Below are 15,499 nucleotides of genomic sequence, written 5' to 3' on the forward strand. Positions count from 1 at the left end.
CGAGCTCGAACGCATCGTCCTGCGCAAGGGCAAGGCCGGCGGCGCCGACAGGCTGAAGACGATCCCGGAGCGGCCGCGCGCAGGCAGCCCCGACGTGGTGGTCGACTTCACCAGTGCCGCGCGGGATCCGAACTGCTCCGCCAAGCTCTACCTCCGTCCGCGATTCAACGGATGCGCGGGAGAAAATGCCGCACTAGCGGCCGTTCTCGCCGGTGACCTGCCGGTGATCGAAATCGTCAATGAACTCGATGGCACGATCATGGACCGCGGCCATCCTTCCGCGGAAATCGCAGCCGGCCTGAGTGGCGGGCTCGAAGCAGTCATGGCGCGCACGCTCTCCATGCTGACGCCAATTCTGTCAGGGGCTCCACGGCTGGTGCCGCAATTGGCTGCTCCGGCGAACAGCGGCGCAGCGCCAAATCCCACGCCCTTTGTCGTGCGTGGCGTGGCGACTTCGATCGCGAAGGAAATCTATCGCCTGTGCTGCTACGCGCCGCATTGGCATGTCGGCTGGCGCTACGCCGAGAACGCGGATGTCTGGCGCACCGGTGACCTGTCCGGACCGGCCTGGAACGTGCTCGGCGATCCCGGCAACCGCTTCTATGCCGATCCCTTCCCGGTGACATGGCAAGGCAGGACGTTCGTCTTCTTCGAAGACCTCGACCACCGGATCGGCAAGGGCATCATCTCCGCGATCGAATTCGACGGCAACGGACCGGTCGGCAAGGTGCTGCCCGTGCTGGAAGAGCCCTGGCACCTGTCCTACCCGTTCCTGATCGAGAACGATGGCGAACTCTGGATGATCCCGGAAAGCACCGCGCATCGGGACGTTCCGCTCTACAAATGCATCCGCTTTCCGGACAAATGGGAGCGGCACGCAACGCTGCTGTCCGGGCTCGAACTTGCCGACGTGACGATCACGCAGCACGACGGCCTCTATTACATGTTCGGCGCCTGGCGTGACGGCACCGGCGGATATTCGGACACGCTGGCGATCTACTACGCCGAGCGGCTGCTTGGCCCCTGGCAGCCGCATGCCAGCAATCCGGTCCTGATGGATCGCGCAACGGCCCGACCGGCTGGAAATTTCGTGACCGTCGACGGAAGGCTGTGGCGGCCGGTGCAGGATTGCACCAACGGATACGGCGCGGCGCTCGGACTTGCGGAAGTGCTCGAACTGTCGCCGACGACCTACCGGCAGGCGGTTCGACACCTGCTCAAACCCGGACCGCTGTGGACCGGACGCAAGCTGCACACGCTCAACCGGTGCGGCCAGCTCGAGGTGATCGACGGCTCGCGGGTTCAGCCCAAGACCGCGGCCTTGCTGGCGAGCCTCCGGTCGAGCGACCGCCCGTCGCAATCGGATTGGCATAGCGCGCTGGCGAAGCCGATCGCGCGACGGCTCCGCTAGCGCGCTTCGTCACCCTCGACCTCGCGGCTCAGTTCGCCTCGGCGCCCAGCACGCCGCCGAACTGCTCCCAAGAGCTTCCGGTCCAGCGTTGCAGCTGGAGCTGCGTGTACGCCATGCTGTTGTCGGGACCTGTGTTGATGGTGATGCCCGGCATCAGGGTCGGCAGCACCAGCCCCTTGATGTTACGTGCCTGCTTGACGATGTTCTCGCGCGACAGGTCGTCGCCGCATTGTTTCAGCACCTGCTCCAGGATCTGGCCCTGCTGGGTGCCGAACAGATAGTTGCTGTCGCCGATATCGGAGCCCGGAAGATACTTCTCGAAATGCGCCCGATACCATTTGATACCGGGATCGTCGGCCCATTTCTTGTCGTTCGGATCCTTCGCGATGGTCGCCACCACGACACCCACCGCCTTGTCGACGCCGGCCGGCACGATGGTCGAGGAGACCGAGCTCGACACGTAATTGACGATGGTGAGCGGGGTCCAGCCGATCTCGTTCGCCTTCTTGATCGCCTGTGCCGCGAATTTCGGCGTGCCGGCGATCAGGAATGCCTGGGCGCCCGACGCCTTCAGCGTGACCACGCGGGATTCGATGGTGGGCTCGGTGACCTCATAGGGAGACGTCACCACCTTCTTGTCGAAATCGGCCTTCAGCGTTTCCTTGAACGCAGCGACGAAATCGCGGCCGAGATCGTCGTTCTGGTAGAGGATCGCGATCTTCGCATCGGGGGCCGTCTGGGTGATGTATCTGGCGTAGATTTTTCCCTCGGTGTTGTAGCTCGGCAATCCCGTGGTGGTCAGCGGAAACTCGGAGAAGTTGGCAAACTTGGTCGCCCCGCTCACGACAAGCAGATGCGGCACCTTCTTCGCGGTCACGTATTTGATGGTCGCGCCGATCCCGGGCGTGCCGAGCGGACTGAACAGGAACGCCACCTCGTCGCTCTCGATCAGCTTGCGGGTCTGCTCCACCGCTTTCGGCGGCGTATAGGCATCGTCATAGGTGATGAGGTTGATCTTGCGGCCGTTGATGCCACCGCGGTCATTGACGGAATGCACATAGGCGATCAGGCCCTTGCCGGTATTGCTGAGCGGGGATGCCGGACCACTGAACGGGAAGGTAGCGCCGACCTTGATTTCCGACTCCGTCACGCCCGGCGTTTCGGCCCGAATTGGAGTGGCGGCAAAGGCCACGAGCACGGCAATGGACACGGCAAACGTCTTCAAGAACATGAAACTCCCCTGAACTCTTATGAATTGAAATTGCTCTCACGAGTGCCGTGCCGCCTACCAGGCCTCGCCGAACGGCCTGATCTCGACGTTGAACGACCACGCGCTGCGATCCTGATGGGCGACGTGCCAGACCTCGTCCGCGATCGCCCGCGGCTTGATGAAGAAGTCGTCCGGCCGCTCCGGCCAGCGCTTCCGGGTCCATTCCAGGTCGATCACCGCATCGATCAAGAGATAGGCGACGTGAACACCTTGCGGTCCCAAATCACGTGCCATCGCTTCCGCCAAAATCCGCTGCGCCGCCTTGGTCGGCGCGAACCCCGCGAAACCGGCCTTGCCGCGCAATGCCGAGGTGTTGCCGGTCGCGACGATGGCGCCCTTGCCCGCAGCGATCATCGCAGGCGCAAACCGCCGTGCCAGGTACAACAGGCCCATCGTGTTGACCTGGAAATTGCGATTGAGAATCTCCGGATCGATCTCGCGGAAGGTGCCGAACGCGCCGCCGACGGCGTTGTGGATCACGACGCCGGGGTTGCCGAGATCGCGCTCCACGGCCGAGGCCACCGCCTCGACCTGCGCGGCATCCGACACATCGCATCGATAGGCCCTGGCGCCCGGCAACTGCTTCTCGAGCGCGGCGAGACGCTCCTCGTTCCTGGCGAGAAGTGCGACCCGATAACCGCCTTCGGCGAACCTCCTGGCGAGCGCCGAACCGGTGCCGGGCCCAACGCCGGATATCAGACAGACGGGTGCGGTCATGCGATCACTCCTCCGCGTTGCGGTCAGCGCCTTTCAGGCGACCGCCTTCGACAGCAGCTTCTCGACGTATGGTTTGAGGTCCGGCGCAAAATGCTCCTGCTCGACCAGCCGGGCGAAGTGAGCAAACATCAGCGGATATTCGTCCCTTACGCCCTCATGCAGGATTTTCTCCAACCCCTGCTTGCCCAGTTGCTCGGTCCGCGCATGCTCATTCATGAACAGCGCGAGCTCGGCGGCAAAGCAGATGTCGGCAATCGAGATTCTGTTGCCGACCAACGTCTCCCGTCGCGGCGACAGTGCCTGCTCGATCCCGGAGGCATAGATCGCGAACGCGTCCTTGGCGCGGGCATGGATGGCCGCGTCGACCGTGCCGCCCGACAGCGCAAGCAGATAGATCTGCGAGTCCCGCGCAAACACCAGGCTGACATCGAGAAAGCTGTCGATCCTCGACGCCTCATAGGCGTCGTGCCCATAGAGCGGAAACTTCGCCTCGCCGAGCCGCGCCACTGCCCGCATGATGCTATTGGATTCGAATATCCCGACCTTGCCGTCGGCACCGAACGCGGCCGGCACGTTGCCGAACGGCTGCGCCGCCATGAACGCATCGGTCTTGAACAGCTGCGCGCCGGTCAGCCCAACCCGGCCGGTTCGCGCCAGCGACGACAGCGCGGTACGTTCCTGCTCCGTCAAGGGATGGGCATCGTAATCCCACAGCCAGTCGCGCAATTCCTTGCCGGAGGCGCCTCGGACCTCGACGTCGACGCCGCAGAACCGCGCCGCGATGGTCGCCTTCCACACGCGCGGGTTCGGCAGATAAGAGAATATACGCAAGGCGGCCATTGTGGCTGCTCCGGGTGCTGTTGCGTCAGGCTGCCAGCTTCAGGATCTTGACGACGTCACCGGGTTCACGGATCGGCTGCGGGTTGGCGCGCGTGAAGATCGACAGCATGGCGTTCTTGCCGATCAGCTCGAAACGGTCCTCGCCGACACCGACATCGGCAAGCCGCCGCGGCAGGCCGAGCTCTGCGATGAACGCCGCAAACGCCTCGCCGGCGTCGCGGCCCGGCGCGCCGAGCGCGGCCGCGATCGATTGCTGGGCGGCTTCCGTCGCGGGGCGGTTGTAGCGCAGCACGCTCGGCATCATCACCGCCGTGCAGAAGTAATGGGGGACGTCGCAAGTGCCGCCGAGCACATGGCCGATGGCGTGGCTTGCGCCCATCGGCACCCGCGACTGCAATCCGAACGCCGACAGCCAGGAACCGAGCTGGCAGCTCAGCCGCGCGGCCTCGTCGTCGGGATTATTCTTGGTGCGCAGCAGGCCGTCGTGCAGATAGCGCAGCCCCTGTTGGCACACCGCGTCGACCAGCACGTTGGGCCGGCTGGAGCAGATCGCCTCGATGCCGTGATCCATCGCGCGCGTGCCGGAGCCGAGCCACAACTTCTCGGGCGTGTATTTGGTGATCGCGGGATCGAGGATGATGCTGCGCGGCATCATCATCGGGTGGTTGAATATCTGCTTCAGCTTGCGGCCGGTGTCGGTGACCAGCGCGCCGGAATTGTACTCGCCGCCCGAAAGGGTGCTGGGGATCGCGATCATCCGGACTTTTGGGTTGCGGAACGGACCGAAGCGACGGTCCGGCGTGGTCTCGAAACCATCGAGCCCCGCCGGCTCGAAGATCTCGTGCTCGATGCACATCAACACGATCTTCGCCGCATCGACCACCGAGCCCCCGCCGATGGCGACGACGAGGTCGGCCTTGGCCTCCGTCGCATGCCGCGCGATCTGTGTCACCGCGTCCCTGGTCGTGTGCTGCGGCACGCCGTCGAAGGTCGCGGCATGGCGATCGCCGAGCGCTTTGCGGATCTTCTCGATCTCGTCGGTCATGGTGTTCAGCGTCCGGCTTGCGATCAGATAGACGCGTTTCGCGCCCAGCCGTTCGGCCTCCTCGCGCAGCGCTTCGGCCGCAGGCTTGCCGTAGATCACGGATTCCATGGCGGGGTATTGATGGCTGCCGACGACGTGCATGCTTCACTCCCTTGATGTTTCCGCGAACTCCTGGCGGCTTCAGGCCGACAGTTTGGTGAAATCAGGCGGACGCCGTTCGGCGAAGGCGGCGAAGGCCTCGCGCGCCTCGGGCGTCGTCAGCCGCTCCTTGAACAGCACGCCCTCCGCGGCGATCTGCGCCGCGATGCGCTCCTGCTCGCGCATCAGCTGCTTGGTCAGGCCGAGTGAACCCGCCGGCCGCCTGGTCAGCGCGACCGCCGCGTCATGCGCCTTCTTGCGGAGATCGGCCTGCGGCACCACGGCATTGGCGAGACCGGATGCCAGCGCGCCCGGCGCATCCATCGGCTCACCGAGCGCGAACATCGCATAGGCGCGCGCATGCCCGATCCTTAAGGGAAGCAGCCAGCTCGACGCTGCCTCCGGCACCAGCGCGAGATTGACGAACGGCGTGATCAGCCGGGCGTTCTCGGCGAGATAGACCAAATCGCAATGCAGCAGCATCGTGGTGCCGACGCCGACCGCATTGCCCTGCACGGCCGCGACCAGCGGCTTGCCGGCCTTGCTGATGGTCTCGATGAAGCGATGGGCGGGACTATCCACCGCGCTTTCGCCGCGCGCCTGGCTGGCGAAATCGGCCAGATCGTTGCCCGCGGTGAAGCTGTCGCCGTCGCCCTGGAACAGGATCACCCGGACGGATGGATCCGCCTCGGCCTGCTTCAGCGCACGCGACATGGCGTCATACATGGCGCCGGTCAGCGCATTCTTCTTCTCGGGCCGCTGCAAGGTCAGCGTCATGACGCCGGCGGCGATTTCGACTTTGACATGCTCGGTCATGGCAATCTCCTAAGCGACCGCGCGGGCCGGCCTGTTTTCGAATTTGCCGTCGAGAAAGCCGGTCAGCCGCTGCCGGATGATCTGCTCGGCCTCGGCCATGATGCGGTCGATCAGCTCCTTGACCGTCGGGATGTCGTTGATCAGGCCGACCACCATGCCGCAGCTCCAGGCACCGGCATCCATCTCGCCGTCGATCATCACCTTCGGGTAGACGCCGGCGACCTGCTCGTGGATGTCCTCGATCTTCAGCTTGCCGCCCTTCTCGCGCTCGATCTCGAGCAGCTCATCGACACCCTTGTTCTTCAGCACCCGCTCGGTGTTGCGCAGCGCGCGCATCACGAGGCGGGTGTCGAGCTCGTCGGCGTCGAGCAGTGCCTGCTTCACATTGGGATGAACCGGCGCTTCCTTGGTCGCGATGAAGCGCGTGCCCATGTTCATGCCGGCGGCGCCCATCGACAGCGCCGCGACGAGGCTGCGCGCGTCCGCCATACCGCCGGAGGCGACGAACGGGATCTTCAGCTCGTCCGCCGCGCGCGGCAGCAGGATCATGTTCGGGATGTCGTCCTCGCCGGGATGGCCGCCGCACTCGAAGCCGTCGACGCTGACCGCGTCGCAACCGATCTTCTCGGCCTTCAGCGAATGCCGCACCGAGGTGCATTTGTGGATCACCTTGATGCCCGCGGCCTTCAGCGCCGGCATGTACTGTTCCGGGCTGCGGCCCGCGGTCTCCACCGCCTTGACGCCGCCCTCGCGGATCGCCGCAATGTATTCCGGATAGGGCGGCGCGGTGAAGCTCGGCAGGAAGGTGAGGTTCACGCCGATCGGCTTGTCGGTCATGTCGCGGCAACGCGCGATCTCTTTCGCCAGCAACTCCGGCGTCCGCTGGGTCAGGCCGGTGATGATGCCGAGGCCGCCGGCGTTGGACACCGCCGCCGCCATCTCGGCGAAGCCGACATAATGCATGCCGCCCTGGATGATCGGATGCTGGATGCCGAACAATTCAGTGATTGCTGTCTTCACAAGTCTCTCCCGCGTTGCCGATCAGTTGATGATTTCGAACAGGCCCGCCGCACCCATGCCGCCGATGCACATGGTCACCACGCCGTATTTCGCCTTGCGCCGTCGGCCTTCGATCAGCAGGTGGCCGGTGAGCCGCGCGCCGGTCATGCCGTAGGGATGGCCGATCGCGATCGAACCGCCGTTGACGTTGAGCTTGTCCGGGTCGATGCCGAGCTTGTCGCGGCAATAGATCACCTGCACCGCATAGGCTTCGTTGAGCTCCCAGAGATCGATGTCGTCGATCTTCAGATTATGCCGCTTCAGCAGCCGCGGGATCGCCGCGACCGGGCCGACGCCCATCTCGTCGGGTTCGACGCCGGCGGCAACAAAGCCGCGGAAGATGCCGAGCGGCTTCGGCCCCTTCTGCGCGGCGATCTTGTCGCTCATGATGACGCAGGCCGAGGCGCCATCCGAGAGCTGGCTGGCATTACCGGCGCTGATGGTCTTGCCTTCGAACACCGGCTTGATCTTGGCCAGTCCATCCGCCGTGGTGTCCGGCCGCGGGCCTTCATCCTTGGTCAAGGTCACCTGTTGGAAGCTGACTTCCTTGGTGTCCTTGTTGACCACGGCCATCCTGGTCGTGATCGGAATGATCTCGTCGTTGAAGCGGCCGCCCTGCAGCGCGGCGCCGACCCGGCGCTGGCATTCGAGGCTGTACTCATCCTGCTTGTCGCGGCCGATGCCGTAACGCTCGGCGACGACCTCGGCCGTCTCCAGCATCGACATGTACATCTCGGGCTTCATCGCCATCAGTTCGTCGTCGACGGCATGGAACCTGTTCATGTGCTCGTTCTGCACCAGGCTGATCGACTCGATACCGCCGCCGATCGCGATCTCGACGCCATCTGATATCACCGAGCGTGCCGCGACCGCGATCGCCTGAAGCCCGGAAGCACATTGCCGGTCGATGGTGGTGCCGGCGACGGTGACAGGCAATCCGGCGCGGATCGCGCCCTTGCGCGCGGCGTTCATCACCATGGTGCCCTGCTGCATCGCGCAGCCCATCACCACGTCCTCGACCTCGCCGGGCGCGATGCCGGCGCGCTTGACCGCCTCGGCCATGACGTGGCCGGCCAAGGTCGGGCCGTCGGTGTTGTTGAGCGCGCCGCGATAGGCCTTGCCGACGCCGGTGCGCGCGGTGGAAACGATGACTGCTTCGGGTGACGACATGCTTGCCTCTCTGATTAGGCGGCCGCATCGAGCTGGGCATAGCGCAGCACGTGGTAGGCGGGATCGCCGAACTGGATGTTGATGGAGGAAATCCGCTTGAAGTAATGGCCGACATTGAGCTCGTCGGTCATGCCCATGCCACCATGCAGCTGCACGGCCTGGTCCGCGACGAACTTGCCGGCATAGCCGATCTTGGATTTGGCGCCTGAAGCCAACCGGGAGACGCCGGCCTCGTCGTCCCTGAGACTGAGGCTGAGATGCTGCATCAGGGACAGCGTCTCCTGATGCGCGATGAACATGTCGACCATCCGGTGCTGCAGCACCTGGAAGCTACCGATCGTGACGCCGAACTGCTTGCGCGTCTTGGAATAGTCCAGCGTCGCGGCGTTCAACTCGCCGATCGCGCCGACCGCCTCGGCGCAGAGCGCGCCGATCGCGTGGTTGCGACAGGCTTCCAGCGCTTTGACGCCCTCGCCTTCCTTGCCGAGCAATTCCCCGCGCACGCCGCGCAGGCTGATCTCGGCCGCCCGGCGACCATCGATGGTCCCGAAGCTTTGCAGATCGAGATTGGCGGCACGGCGATCGACCACGAACAGGCTGACGCCGCCACGATCGTGGCGATGGCCCGAGGTCCGCGCGGAGACGATCAGGTAATCCGCCCACGGCGCGGCCATCACAGCCGTCTTCTCGCCGGTCAGCACATAGCCGTCGCCGTCCCGGCGCGCCGTGGTGGTGACCGTCGCGAGATCGAACCGCGAGCCCTTCTCGGTCCAGGCCAGCGCCCAGAGCTTTGACCCTGCGATGATGTCGGCAATGAAGGCCCGCTTCTGCGCGTCAGACCCAACCTGCTCGACCAGGCCGCCGGCAACCACGACCGTCTCGACGAACGGCTCCACGACGAGATGCCGGCCGAACTCCTGCATGATGATCATGGTCGACAGCGGCCCACCGCCGAGCCCGCCGACTGCTTCCGAAAACGGCGCGGCCAGCAGGCCGAGCTCCGCAAAAGCGGCCCATTGCTCGCGGCCAATGCCGTCCTCGCTCGCAACGATCTTGCGACGGGCGTCGAAATCATATTGATCCCGCAGCAGCCGCTGTACGCTGGACCGCAACAATTCCTGCTCTTCCGTGAACTGGATATCCATCGGATCCTCGTTGCCTTGTAGCTAAAGACCAAGCACCGCTTTCGCGATGATGTTGCGCTGGATCTCGTTCGATCCGCCGTAGATCGAGAGCTTGCGCGAGTTCAGATATTTCTCCGACGCCGTGTGGCCGTAGTCCGGGCCCGGCATGAAGTGGTTGGCGCTGATCGGATGCTCGCGGATCGCAAGCCCGTAATTGCCGATCGCCCGATGCGTCAGCTCGGTAATGTTCTGGAAGATCTCGGTGCCGCGAATCTTGAACAATGACGCCGCAGGTCCGGGGTCGATGCCGCGCGCCATCTGGGCGACGACGCGCAACTCCGTTGCCTCCAGCGCCAGCACGTCGAGCTCGACACGGGCGATGTCCCTGATGAATTCGAGATGGGCCGGATCGTCTTCCGGGATCTCGGCCTTCACGATCTTTTTCAACCGGCTGATATAGCGCGTGGAGCGGCCGATGCCGGCCATGCTGGTGCGTTCATTGCCGAGCAGGAACTTGGCGTAGGTCCAGCCCTTGCTCTCTTCGCCGATCAGGTTCTCGGCAGGGACGCGGACATCCTCCAGGAAGACGTCGTTGACCTCGTGCGAGCCGTCGATGGTGATGATCGGGCGCACGGTGACGCCCGGCGACTTCATGTCGATCAAGAGGAACGAGATGCCGGACTGCGGCTTGGCCGTGGGATCGGTGCGGACCAGGCAGAATATCCAGTCGGCATGCTGCGCCAGCGTGGTCCAGGTCTTGTGACCGTTGACGATGTAGTGGTCGCCGTCGCGCACCGCCTTGGTGCGAACGGTGGCGAGGTCGGAGCCGGAGCCCGGCTCCGAATAGCCCTGGCACCACCAGTCCTCGCCGGAGAGGATGCGCGGCAAGAACTTCTGCTTCTGCGCGTCGTTGCCGAAGGTGTAGATCACCGGCCCGACCATGGTGACGCTGAACGCCAATGGCGGCATCGTGCCGGCGCGCGTCGTCTCCTGCTCAAAGATGAAGCGGCGGGTGATCGACCAGCCGGGCCCGCCATATTGCTTCGGCCAGAGCGGCGCGATCCAGCCCTTGTTGTGCAGGATGCGATGCCACAGCAGCATCTGCTCCTTGGAGAGATCGGTCTCCGGATTGGCGACGCGCATCTCCTCCGGATATTTGTCCTTGATGAACGCGCGAACCTCGTCGCGAAACGCCGCATCGTCAGGGGATAGCGCGAGCTCCATTTCCGATGCTCCCTACCACTTCTCGCCGAAGGGCCGGATTTCCAGCTCGAAGGTCCAGGCGCTCTTCGGCTGCTGGTAGAGTTGCCAGTATGACGCAGCGACCGAGGCCGGCGGCATCAGCAGATCGGGATCGTCGAGCGCGTTCGGGCCGAGCGCCTCGATGCGGCGTTGCCGCACCCATTCGGTGTCGACGCCGGAGTCGATAATCAGATGCGCGACATGGATGTTCTTCGGCCCGAGCTCGCGCGCCATTGCCTGCGCCACCGCGCGCAGGCCGAACTTGGCGCTGGCAAAGGCCGCATAGCCGCTGCCGCCACGCAACGACGCGGTTGCGCCGGTGAAGAAGATGTTGCCCTCGCCGCGTGCCGTCATCAACCGCGCCGCTTCGCGTCCGGCCAGGAAGCCGGAGTAGCAGGCCATCTCCCAGACCTTGCGGAACACGCGCTCGGTGGTCTCGAGAATCGGGAAATTGACGTTGGCGCCGATATTGAAGATGCAGACCTCCAGCGGCGCGTGCTTGTCGGCGTCGTTGAGGAACGCAGTGATCTCCTCCTCCTTGCGCGCATCGAGCGAGCGCGCATGGATTTCGCCGCCGGCGGCTTCGATCTCCTTGACCAGCGGCGCGAGCTTGTCGCCGTTGCGGCGGCCGGCAAAGACCGTAAAGCCCTCGGAGGCGAACTTCTTGGCGATCTCGCCACCGATGAAATCACCGGCACCAATGACGGCCACCGTCTTGTTTCTCTTCTGCATGGTGTACTCCGGTCTTGTTCGAGTGAACTGGCTTGCGGCGACGGCTCAGCCTCAGCTGCGCAGCGACTCCGCCAGCTTGTGCTTCAGAAGCTTGCCCGTCGATGTCGCGGGCAGCGCGTCCATGAGGATAATCTCCGACGGACGCTTGTACGAGGTCAGTTGCGGAGCAACATGGGCCATCAGGTCCTGCACCGTCGCCGTCGAGCCCTTGATCAGCTGCACGAAGGCGACGACCTCCTCATTGCCCTCGACCGACCGGCCGACCACGGCGCACTGCACCACGGCGTCGTGCGTGCTCAGCACGGCCTCGATCTCGGCCGGATAGACATTGAACCCGGAGCGGATGATCATCTCCTTGGTGCGCCCCACAATGTAGAGGGCGTCATTCTCGAAGCGGGCCAGATCGCCGGTGTTGAACCAGCCGTCGGGATCGATCGCCTTGGCGGTCAGATCCGGCGCACGGTAATAGCCGCGCATCACGTTGGGGCCGCGGACGTGGAGTTCACCGACTTCGCCTGATGCAACCGGCTTGAGGTCGCGGCCAACCAGTCGCGCCTCGATGCCCGCCATGACGGTGCCGACCGCGTGGTCGGCCCGCGGATTGTCGGGCCGGACGCCCGAGATTCCCGGCGAGCATTCGGTGATGCCGTAGCCGTTGAGCAGCGGCAGGCCGAGTTCCTGCTCCACCCGGGATTTGAGATCGAGATCGAGCGGCGCGCCGGCCACCGAGATCACGCGCAACCGGCCGCGATCGAGCCTCGGCAGGCCGGCATTGCGGCGGTATTCGAGTAGGCGCTGATAGGTGGCCGGCACACCATTGAGGATCGTGATGCCTTCCTCGGCCATCGCCTTGACCAGCGCGGCCGGATCGTATTTGGCCACCAGACGCACGGTTGCGCCGACCATCAAGGTCATCGTCAGCAGCGAGATGCCGACGATATGCGAGATCGGCAGCACGCAATACTGCACGTCATCGGCCGACATCTTGCGGAAGCCCGCGGTGCCCCGGGCGCTGAACAGCAGATTGCGATGGGTCAGCATCACGCCTTTCGGCGCGCCCGTGGTGCCGGACGTGTAGATCAGAACCGCGACCTGGTTGGCGCCGTCGGCCTCGACCGGCTCGGCCACGGTTGCCAGGTTCAGGCCGGTGACGGCGATGCCGCGAAGCGGGCCGACGTCCTGCACGGCAGCTTCGTAGCGCGCGGCATGGGTAGCCGCCTCCTGCGAGACGTCAGCGGTGAGCAACACGCGGCGGGCGCCGCTGTGATCCCTGATCTGATCCAGCTCGCGCAGCGACAGCCGCGGGTTGACCACGATCGACCAGACATCGAGCCGGCTCGCCGCCAGCAGCAGGCAGGCCAACGGAATCGAATTCTCGCTCACGATCATCATGCGGTCGCCGGCGCGGATGCCCAGCGCCTGCAATGCCTCGGCGACGCGGCCGACCGTCTCATCGAGCTCGCGGTAGCTCAGCCGCATCTTGTCGTCGACCAGCGCCGGATGATCCGGCGTCGCCACCACGTGGTGATCCATCACCTCATGGATGCGGTTCGGCAAGCCTTCCACACTTCCTTCAACAATCTGGGTCGACGCCTGCACTGAAACCTCCCTGTCGCAGCCCTTTGGGCTTGTTGTGTTGAGGAATTTCCCGCTCAGGCGGTCTTGCGCCGCACCGCGGCCAATTGCGCGACGATCTCTTCCTCGACCTCGCGCACCTTGTCCTTGCCGAAGAAGATCTCGCTGCCGACGTAGAAGGTCGGCGACCCGAACGAGCCGCGCGCGACCGCGTCGCTGGTGTTCTCGATCAGCTTCTTCTTGACGTCATCCTGCTGGGCTCGGGCGATGATGCGGTTGATATCGAGGCCGGAGGACAGGAACGCCTCACGGAACACCTGCGGATCGTCCATCTTCTTGGGCTCGGACCACATGTGGTGATAGGCGGCGCGGAAATAGGGCTCGAACAACCCCTCGAAATCGGCCGCGATGACGCCGCGCATCAGCATCAGCGTATTGACCGGAAAGAACGGGTTCGTCTTGAACGTCGTGATGTTGTGGCGGCGCAGGAAGCGCTCGGTTTCGAGCGCGTTGTACTCCGGCTTGTTCTTGATCCCGCGCAGCGACTCGCCGGGCGACATGTTGCCGGTCGCCTTGTAGACGCCGCCGAGCAGCACCGGGATGTAGTCGAACTTCACGCCGGTGCGCTTCTCGATATCCGGCAGTGCGAGCTCGGCGAGATAGGCGTTCGGACTTCCGAAATCGAAATGGAATTCGACTTTGAGCGGAGCAGCCATGGAACGCCCTTCCCTTCGATTGGCAACGGCCGTCAGCCTGGCCGGGTTGATCATGGCCGCGACCATAAGTTCTATTTTAGAACTGTCAATATGATATTTATCATCCAATGGCTGACTTGCAGCCGATTTGCAGGCATCCTATTGAAATGACGTAAGTTCTGTTTTAGAATTTGATTTGCGTGACTGCAGGAGACGCTGATGAAATGGGATACCCTCGAGGAGGAGCCGTGCTCGCTGGCCCGCACGGTCGCGGTGATCGGCGACCGCTGGAGCCTCTTGATCCTGCGCGAGTGCTTCTTGCGCATCCGCAGGTTCGATGACTTCCAGGCATCGCTCGGCATCACACGGCATCTGCTCGCCGACCGGCTGAAGAAGCTGGTGCGCTTCGGCGTGCTGCGCAAGATTCCCTATCAGGAGGCGCCGAAGCGCTACGAGTACATCCTGACCCAGAAGGGCCTCGATCTCTATCCGATCATCATGTCGATCGTGCACTGGGGCAACGTCCACATGGTCGACGCGCGCGGCCGGCCGTTGCTGCACGAACACAAGACCTGCGGGAAGATGTTCGACCCTGTCATGGTCTGCTCGGAATGCGGCGAGCCGCTGAGCGCGAAGCACGTCCACGTGCATCCTGGCCCCGGCGCCCGGCGATCGTCGCCGGTGCACGCCAGCGCGCGGGAGCGCACCAAGAGAAGCGCGGAGTCGGCCTAGACTGTCCTTGCAGGACCGGCGCCTCGAGCGGCGGGTTCACAGCCGCTGATTTCAGTGTGACGGCGCAGCCATCAATTCGACACTGCCGCCGAGCAGGCAACCGACAGGACGGCCGCCGGCGAAGCCGATGCGGACGCGAATTTCCGAGAGGCGCCCCATCGCCCTGCCTTGCAGGATTCGGATCTCCTCGTCATCAGGAGCGACCAGACCGTTGTCGAGCAAGCCGAATGCCAGTGCCGCGGCCGCAATGCCGGTTGCGGCATCTTCCCGATATCCGGACGAGCGCGGGAATTGCCGCGCCTCGAACAGACGAGCGTCGCGGTCGATCACCGCGAAGGGATAGAGGCCGGTCGATCCGATCCGGCCGCAGACAGCTTCGACATCCTCGGCTGTGGGATCGAGCGCGTTCAGCGCTTCGGGCGAGCGCATAGGAATCAGCGTCTTGATCCGCGACGTGACCGCATTGCAGGGCTTTGCGGCGCCGATCGCATCCGGCCTGACCGCGAGCGCCTGCAGCACATCGTCGCGTTGCGCATCGGTGAGCGGAACGGTGTTGCCGGCCGGCTGGGTGATCTGGACACCCGGCTCGCCGTTGCGATCACGGCTGATGAAGCCGGTGACGGGACCGCTGCGCGTTGAAATCCGGATCGTGTCGCCGGGCAATTTCCCCTGACGCGCAAGCAGCCACAGTGCACCGATGGTGGCGTGGCCGCACATTTCCATTTCGTGGTTCGGAACGAAGAAGCGGAACGTGGCGTCGAAATCGTCACTCTGCGCCGGCAACACGAAGCCGGACTCGTGACCGTGGCGGCGTGCAACGGCCTGCATATCGGACGCGCTCATGCCGCTTGCATCGACCACGATCGGGCAGGGATTGCCGCCCTGCCCATCCACCGTGAACACGCTGACCAGTTCTGCTGTCGTCATGATGTC

15 protein-coding genes are annotated in these 15,499 nt (G+C 64.5%); 2 read left to right on the forward strand and 13 right to left on the reverse strand.

The genetic code is table 11. The annotated features are described in order from the left end of the window. Nucleotides 1-1,411: glucosamine inositolphosphorylceramide transferase family protein (locus H8A95_RS19280; RefSeq protein ID WP_229184517.1), on the forward strand; the 1,411-nt coding region annotated here is incomplete at its 5' end. 28 nt (nucleotides 1,412-1,439) lie between these two features. Here H8A95_RS19280 and H8A95_RS19285 read toward each other — a convergent pair. The 12 genes from H8A95_RS19285 to H8A95_RS19340 are packed head-to-tail and all read right to left on the reverse strand — an operon-like array spanning nucleotide 1,440 to nucleotide 13,855. Continuing rightward, nucleotides 1,440-2,642 carry an ABC transporter substrate-binding protein gene (locus H8A95_RS19285; RefSeq protein WP_229184518.1) on the reverse strand — a complete coding sequence of 401 codons (1,203 nt, stop codon included), beginning with the start codon at nucleotides 2,640-2,642 and terminating at the stop codon, nucleotides 1,440-1,442. 54 nt (nucleotides 2,643-2,696) lie between these two features. Beyond that, the gene (locus H8A95_RS19290; protein WP_229184519.1) at nucleotides 2,697-3,398 is read right to left on the reverse strand and encodes an SDR family NAD(P)-dependent oxidoreductase; all 702 of its coding nucleotides are present in this window, start codon (nucleotides 3,396-3,398) and stop codon (nucleotides 2,697-2,699) included. Nucleotides 3,399-3,431: 33 nt separating this feature from the next. Continuing rightward, nucleotides 3,432-4,238: a glutathione S-transferase family protein gene (locus H8A95_RS19295; protein ID WP_229184520.1), complete on the reverse strand. Its 807-nt coding sequence runs from the start codon at nucleotides 4,236-4,238 to the stop codon at nucleotides 3,432-3,434. Between the two features lie 25 nt (nucleotides 4,239-4,263). Further along, nucleotides 4,264-5,424, reverse strand: coding sequence for an iron-containing alcohol dehydrogenase (locus H8A95_RS19300; protein WP_229184521.1), 1,161 nt, complete (start codon nucleotides 5,422-5,424; stop codon nucleotides 4,264-4,266). 39 nt (nucleotides 5,425-5,463) lie between these two features. After that, nucleotides 5,464-6,237 (reverse strand): enoyl-CoA hydratase-related protein, encoded by a 774-nt coding sequence (locus H8A95_RS19305; RefSeq protein WP_229184522.1) that lies wholly within the window; start codon nucleotides 6,235-6,237, stop codon nucleotides 5,464-5,466. A 9-nt stretch (nucleotides 6,238-6,246) separates the two neighbouring features. Next, nucleotides 6,247-7,257: an NAD(P)H-dependent flavin oxidoreductase gene (locus H8A95_RS19310; RefSeq protein ID WP_229184523.1), complete on the reverse strand. Its 1,011-nt coding sequence runs from the start codon at nucleotides 7,255-7,257 to the stop codon at nucleotides 6,247-6,249. Nucleotides 7,258-7,278: 21 nt separating this feature from the next. After that, complete coding sequence (locus H8A95_RS19315; protein WP_229184524.1) at nucleotides 7,279-8,466, reverse strand: acetyl-CoA C-acyltransferase; 1,188 nt, start codon at nucleotides 8,464-8,466, stop codon at nucleotides 7,279-7,281. Between the two features lie 14 nt (nucleotides 8,467-8,480). Then, a complete protein-coding gene (locus H8A95_RS19320; protein ID WP_229184525.1) occupies nucleotides 8,481-9,611 on the reverse strand; it encodes an acyl-CoA dehydrogenase family protein in 1,131 nt (376 codons plus the stop codon). A 21-nt stretch (nucleotides 9,612-9,632) separates the two neighbouring features. Further along, entirely contained in the window at nucleotides 9,633-10,814 is a 1,182-nt protein-coding gene (locus H8A95_RS19325; protein WP_229184526.1) for an acyl-CoA dehydrogenase family protein, read from the reverse strand. Between the two features lie 12 nt (nucleotides 10,815-10,826). Further along, a complete protein-coding gene (locus tag H8A95_RS19330) occupies nucleotides 10,827-11,564 on the reverse strand; it encodes an SDR family oxidoreductase (RefSeq protein WP_229184527.1) in 738 nt (245 codons plus the stop codon). Nucleotides 11,565-11,615: 51 nt separating this feature from the next. After that, complete coding sequence (locus H8A95_RS19335; RefSeq protein ID WP_338027886.1) at nucleotides 11,616-13,163, reverse strand: class I adenylate-forming enzyme family protein; 1,548 nt, start codon at nucleotides 13,161-13,163, stop codon at nucleotides 11,616-11,618. Nucleotides 13,164-13,216: 53 nt separating this feature from the next. After that, nucleotides 13,217-13,855: a 2-hydroxychromene-2-carboxylate isomerase gene (locus H8A95_RS19340; protein ID WP_229184528.1), complete on the reverse strand. Its 639-nt coding sequence runs from the start codon at nucleotides 13,853-13,855 to the stop codon at nucleotides 13,217-13,219. A 198-nt stretch (nucleotides 13,856-14,053) separates the two neighbouring features. Between H8A95_RS19340 and H8A95_RS19345 the strand changes: the two genes are divergently transcribed. After that, nucleotides 14,054-14,566 carry a winged helix-turn-helix transcriptional regulator gene (locus H8A95_RS19345; RefSeq protein ID WP_163149608.1) on the forward strand — a complete coding sequence of 171 codons (513 nt, stop codon included), beginning with the start codon at nucleotides 14,054-14,056 and terminating at the stop codon, nucleotides 14,564-14,566. A gap of 51 nt (nucleotides 14,567-14,617) precedes the next feature. On the opposite strand, the gene H8A95_RS19350 is transcribed toward H8A95_RS19345, so the two are convergent. Beyond that, nucleotides 14,618-15,493: a PhzF family phenazine biosynthesis protein gene (locus H8A95_RS19350; protein ID WP_229184529.1), complete on the reverse strand. Its 876-nt coding sequence runs from the start codon at nucleotides 15,491-15,493 to the stop codon at nucleotides 14,618-14,620. Nucleotides 15,494-15,499 lie beyond the last annotated feature (6 nt).

It is taken from the genome of Bradyrhizobium oropedii (genome assembly GCF_020889685.1).
GTDB lineage: Bacteria > Pseudomonadota > Alphaproteobacteria > Rhizobiales > Xanthobacteraceae > Bradyrhizobium > Bradyrhizobium oropedii.

Coding starts and splice junctions, on each gene's coding strand:
- H8A95_RS19285 (WP_229184518.1), bottom strand. CDS start 2,642: ATGTTCTTGAAGACGTTTGCCGTGTCCATTGCCGTGCTCGTGGCCTTT.
- H8A95_RS19290 (WP_229184519.1), bottom strand. CDS start 3,398: ATGACCGCACCCGTCTGTCTGATATCCGGCGTTGGGCCCGGCACCGGT.
- H8A95_RS19295 (WP_229184520.1), bottom strand. CDS start 4,238: ATGGCCGCCTTGCGTATATTCTCTTATCTGCCGAACCCGCGCGTGTGG.
- H8A95_RS19300 (WP_229184521.1), bottom strand. CDS start 5,424: ATGCACGTCGTCGGCAGCCATCAATACCCCGCCATGGAATCCGTGATC.
- H8A95_RS19305 (WP_229184522.1), bottom strand. CDS start 6,237: ATGACCGAGCATGTCAAAGTCGAAATCGCCGCCGGCGTCATGACGCTG.
- H8A95_RS19315 (WP_229184524.1), bottom strand. CDS start 8,466: ATGTCGTCACCCGAAGCAGTCATCGTTTCCACCGCGCGCACCGGCGTC.
- H8A95_RS19320 (WP_229184525.1), bottom strand. CDS start 9,611: ATGGATATCCAGTTCACGGAAGAGCAGGAATTGTTGCGGTCCAGCGTA.
- H8A95_RS19325 (WP_229184526.1), bottom strand. CDS start 10,814: ATGGAGCTCGCGCTATCCCCTGACGATGCGGCGTTTCGCGACGAGGTT.
- H8A95_RS19330 (WP_229184527.1), bottom strand. CDS start 11,564: ATGCAGAAGAGAAACAAGACGGTGGCCGTCATTGGTGCCGGTGATTTC.
- H8A95_RS19340 (WP_229184528.1), bottom strand. CDS start 13,855: ATGGCTGCTCCGCTCAAAGTCGAATTCCATTTCGATTTCGGAAGTCCG.
- H8A95_RS19345 (WP_163149608.1), top strand. CDS start 14,054: ATGAAATGGGATACCCTCGAGGAGGAGCCGTGCTCGCTGGCCCGCACG.
- H8A95_RS19350 (WP_229184529.1), bottom strand. CDS start 15,493: ATGACGACAGCAGAACTGGTCAGCGTGTTCACGGTGGATGGGCAGGGC.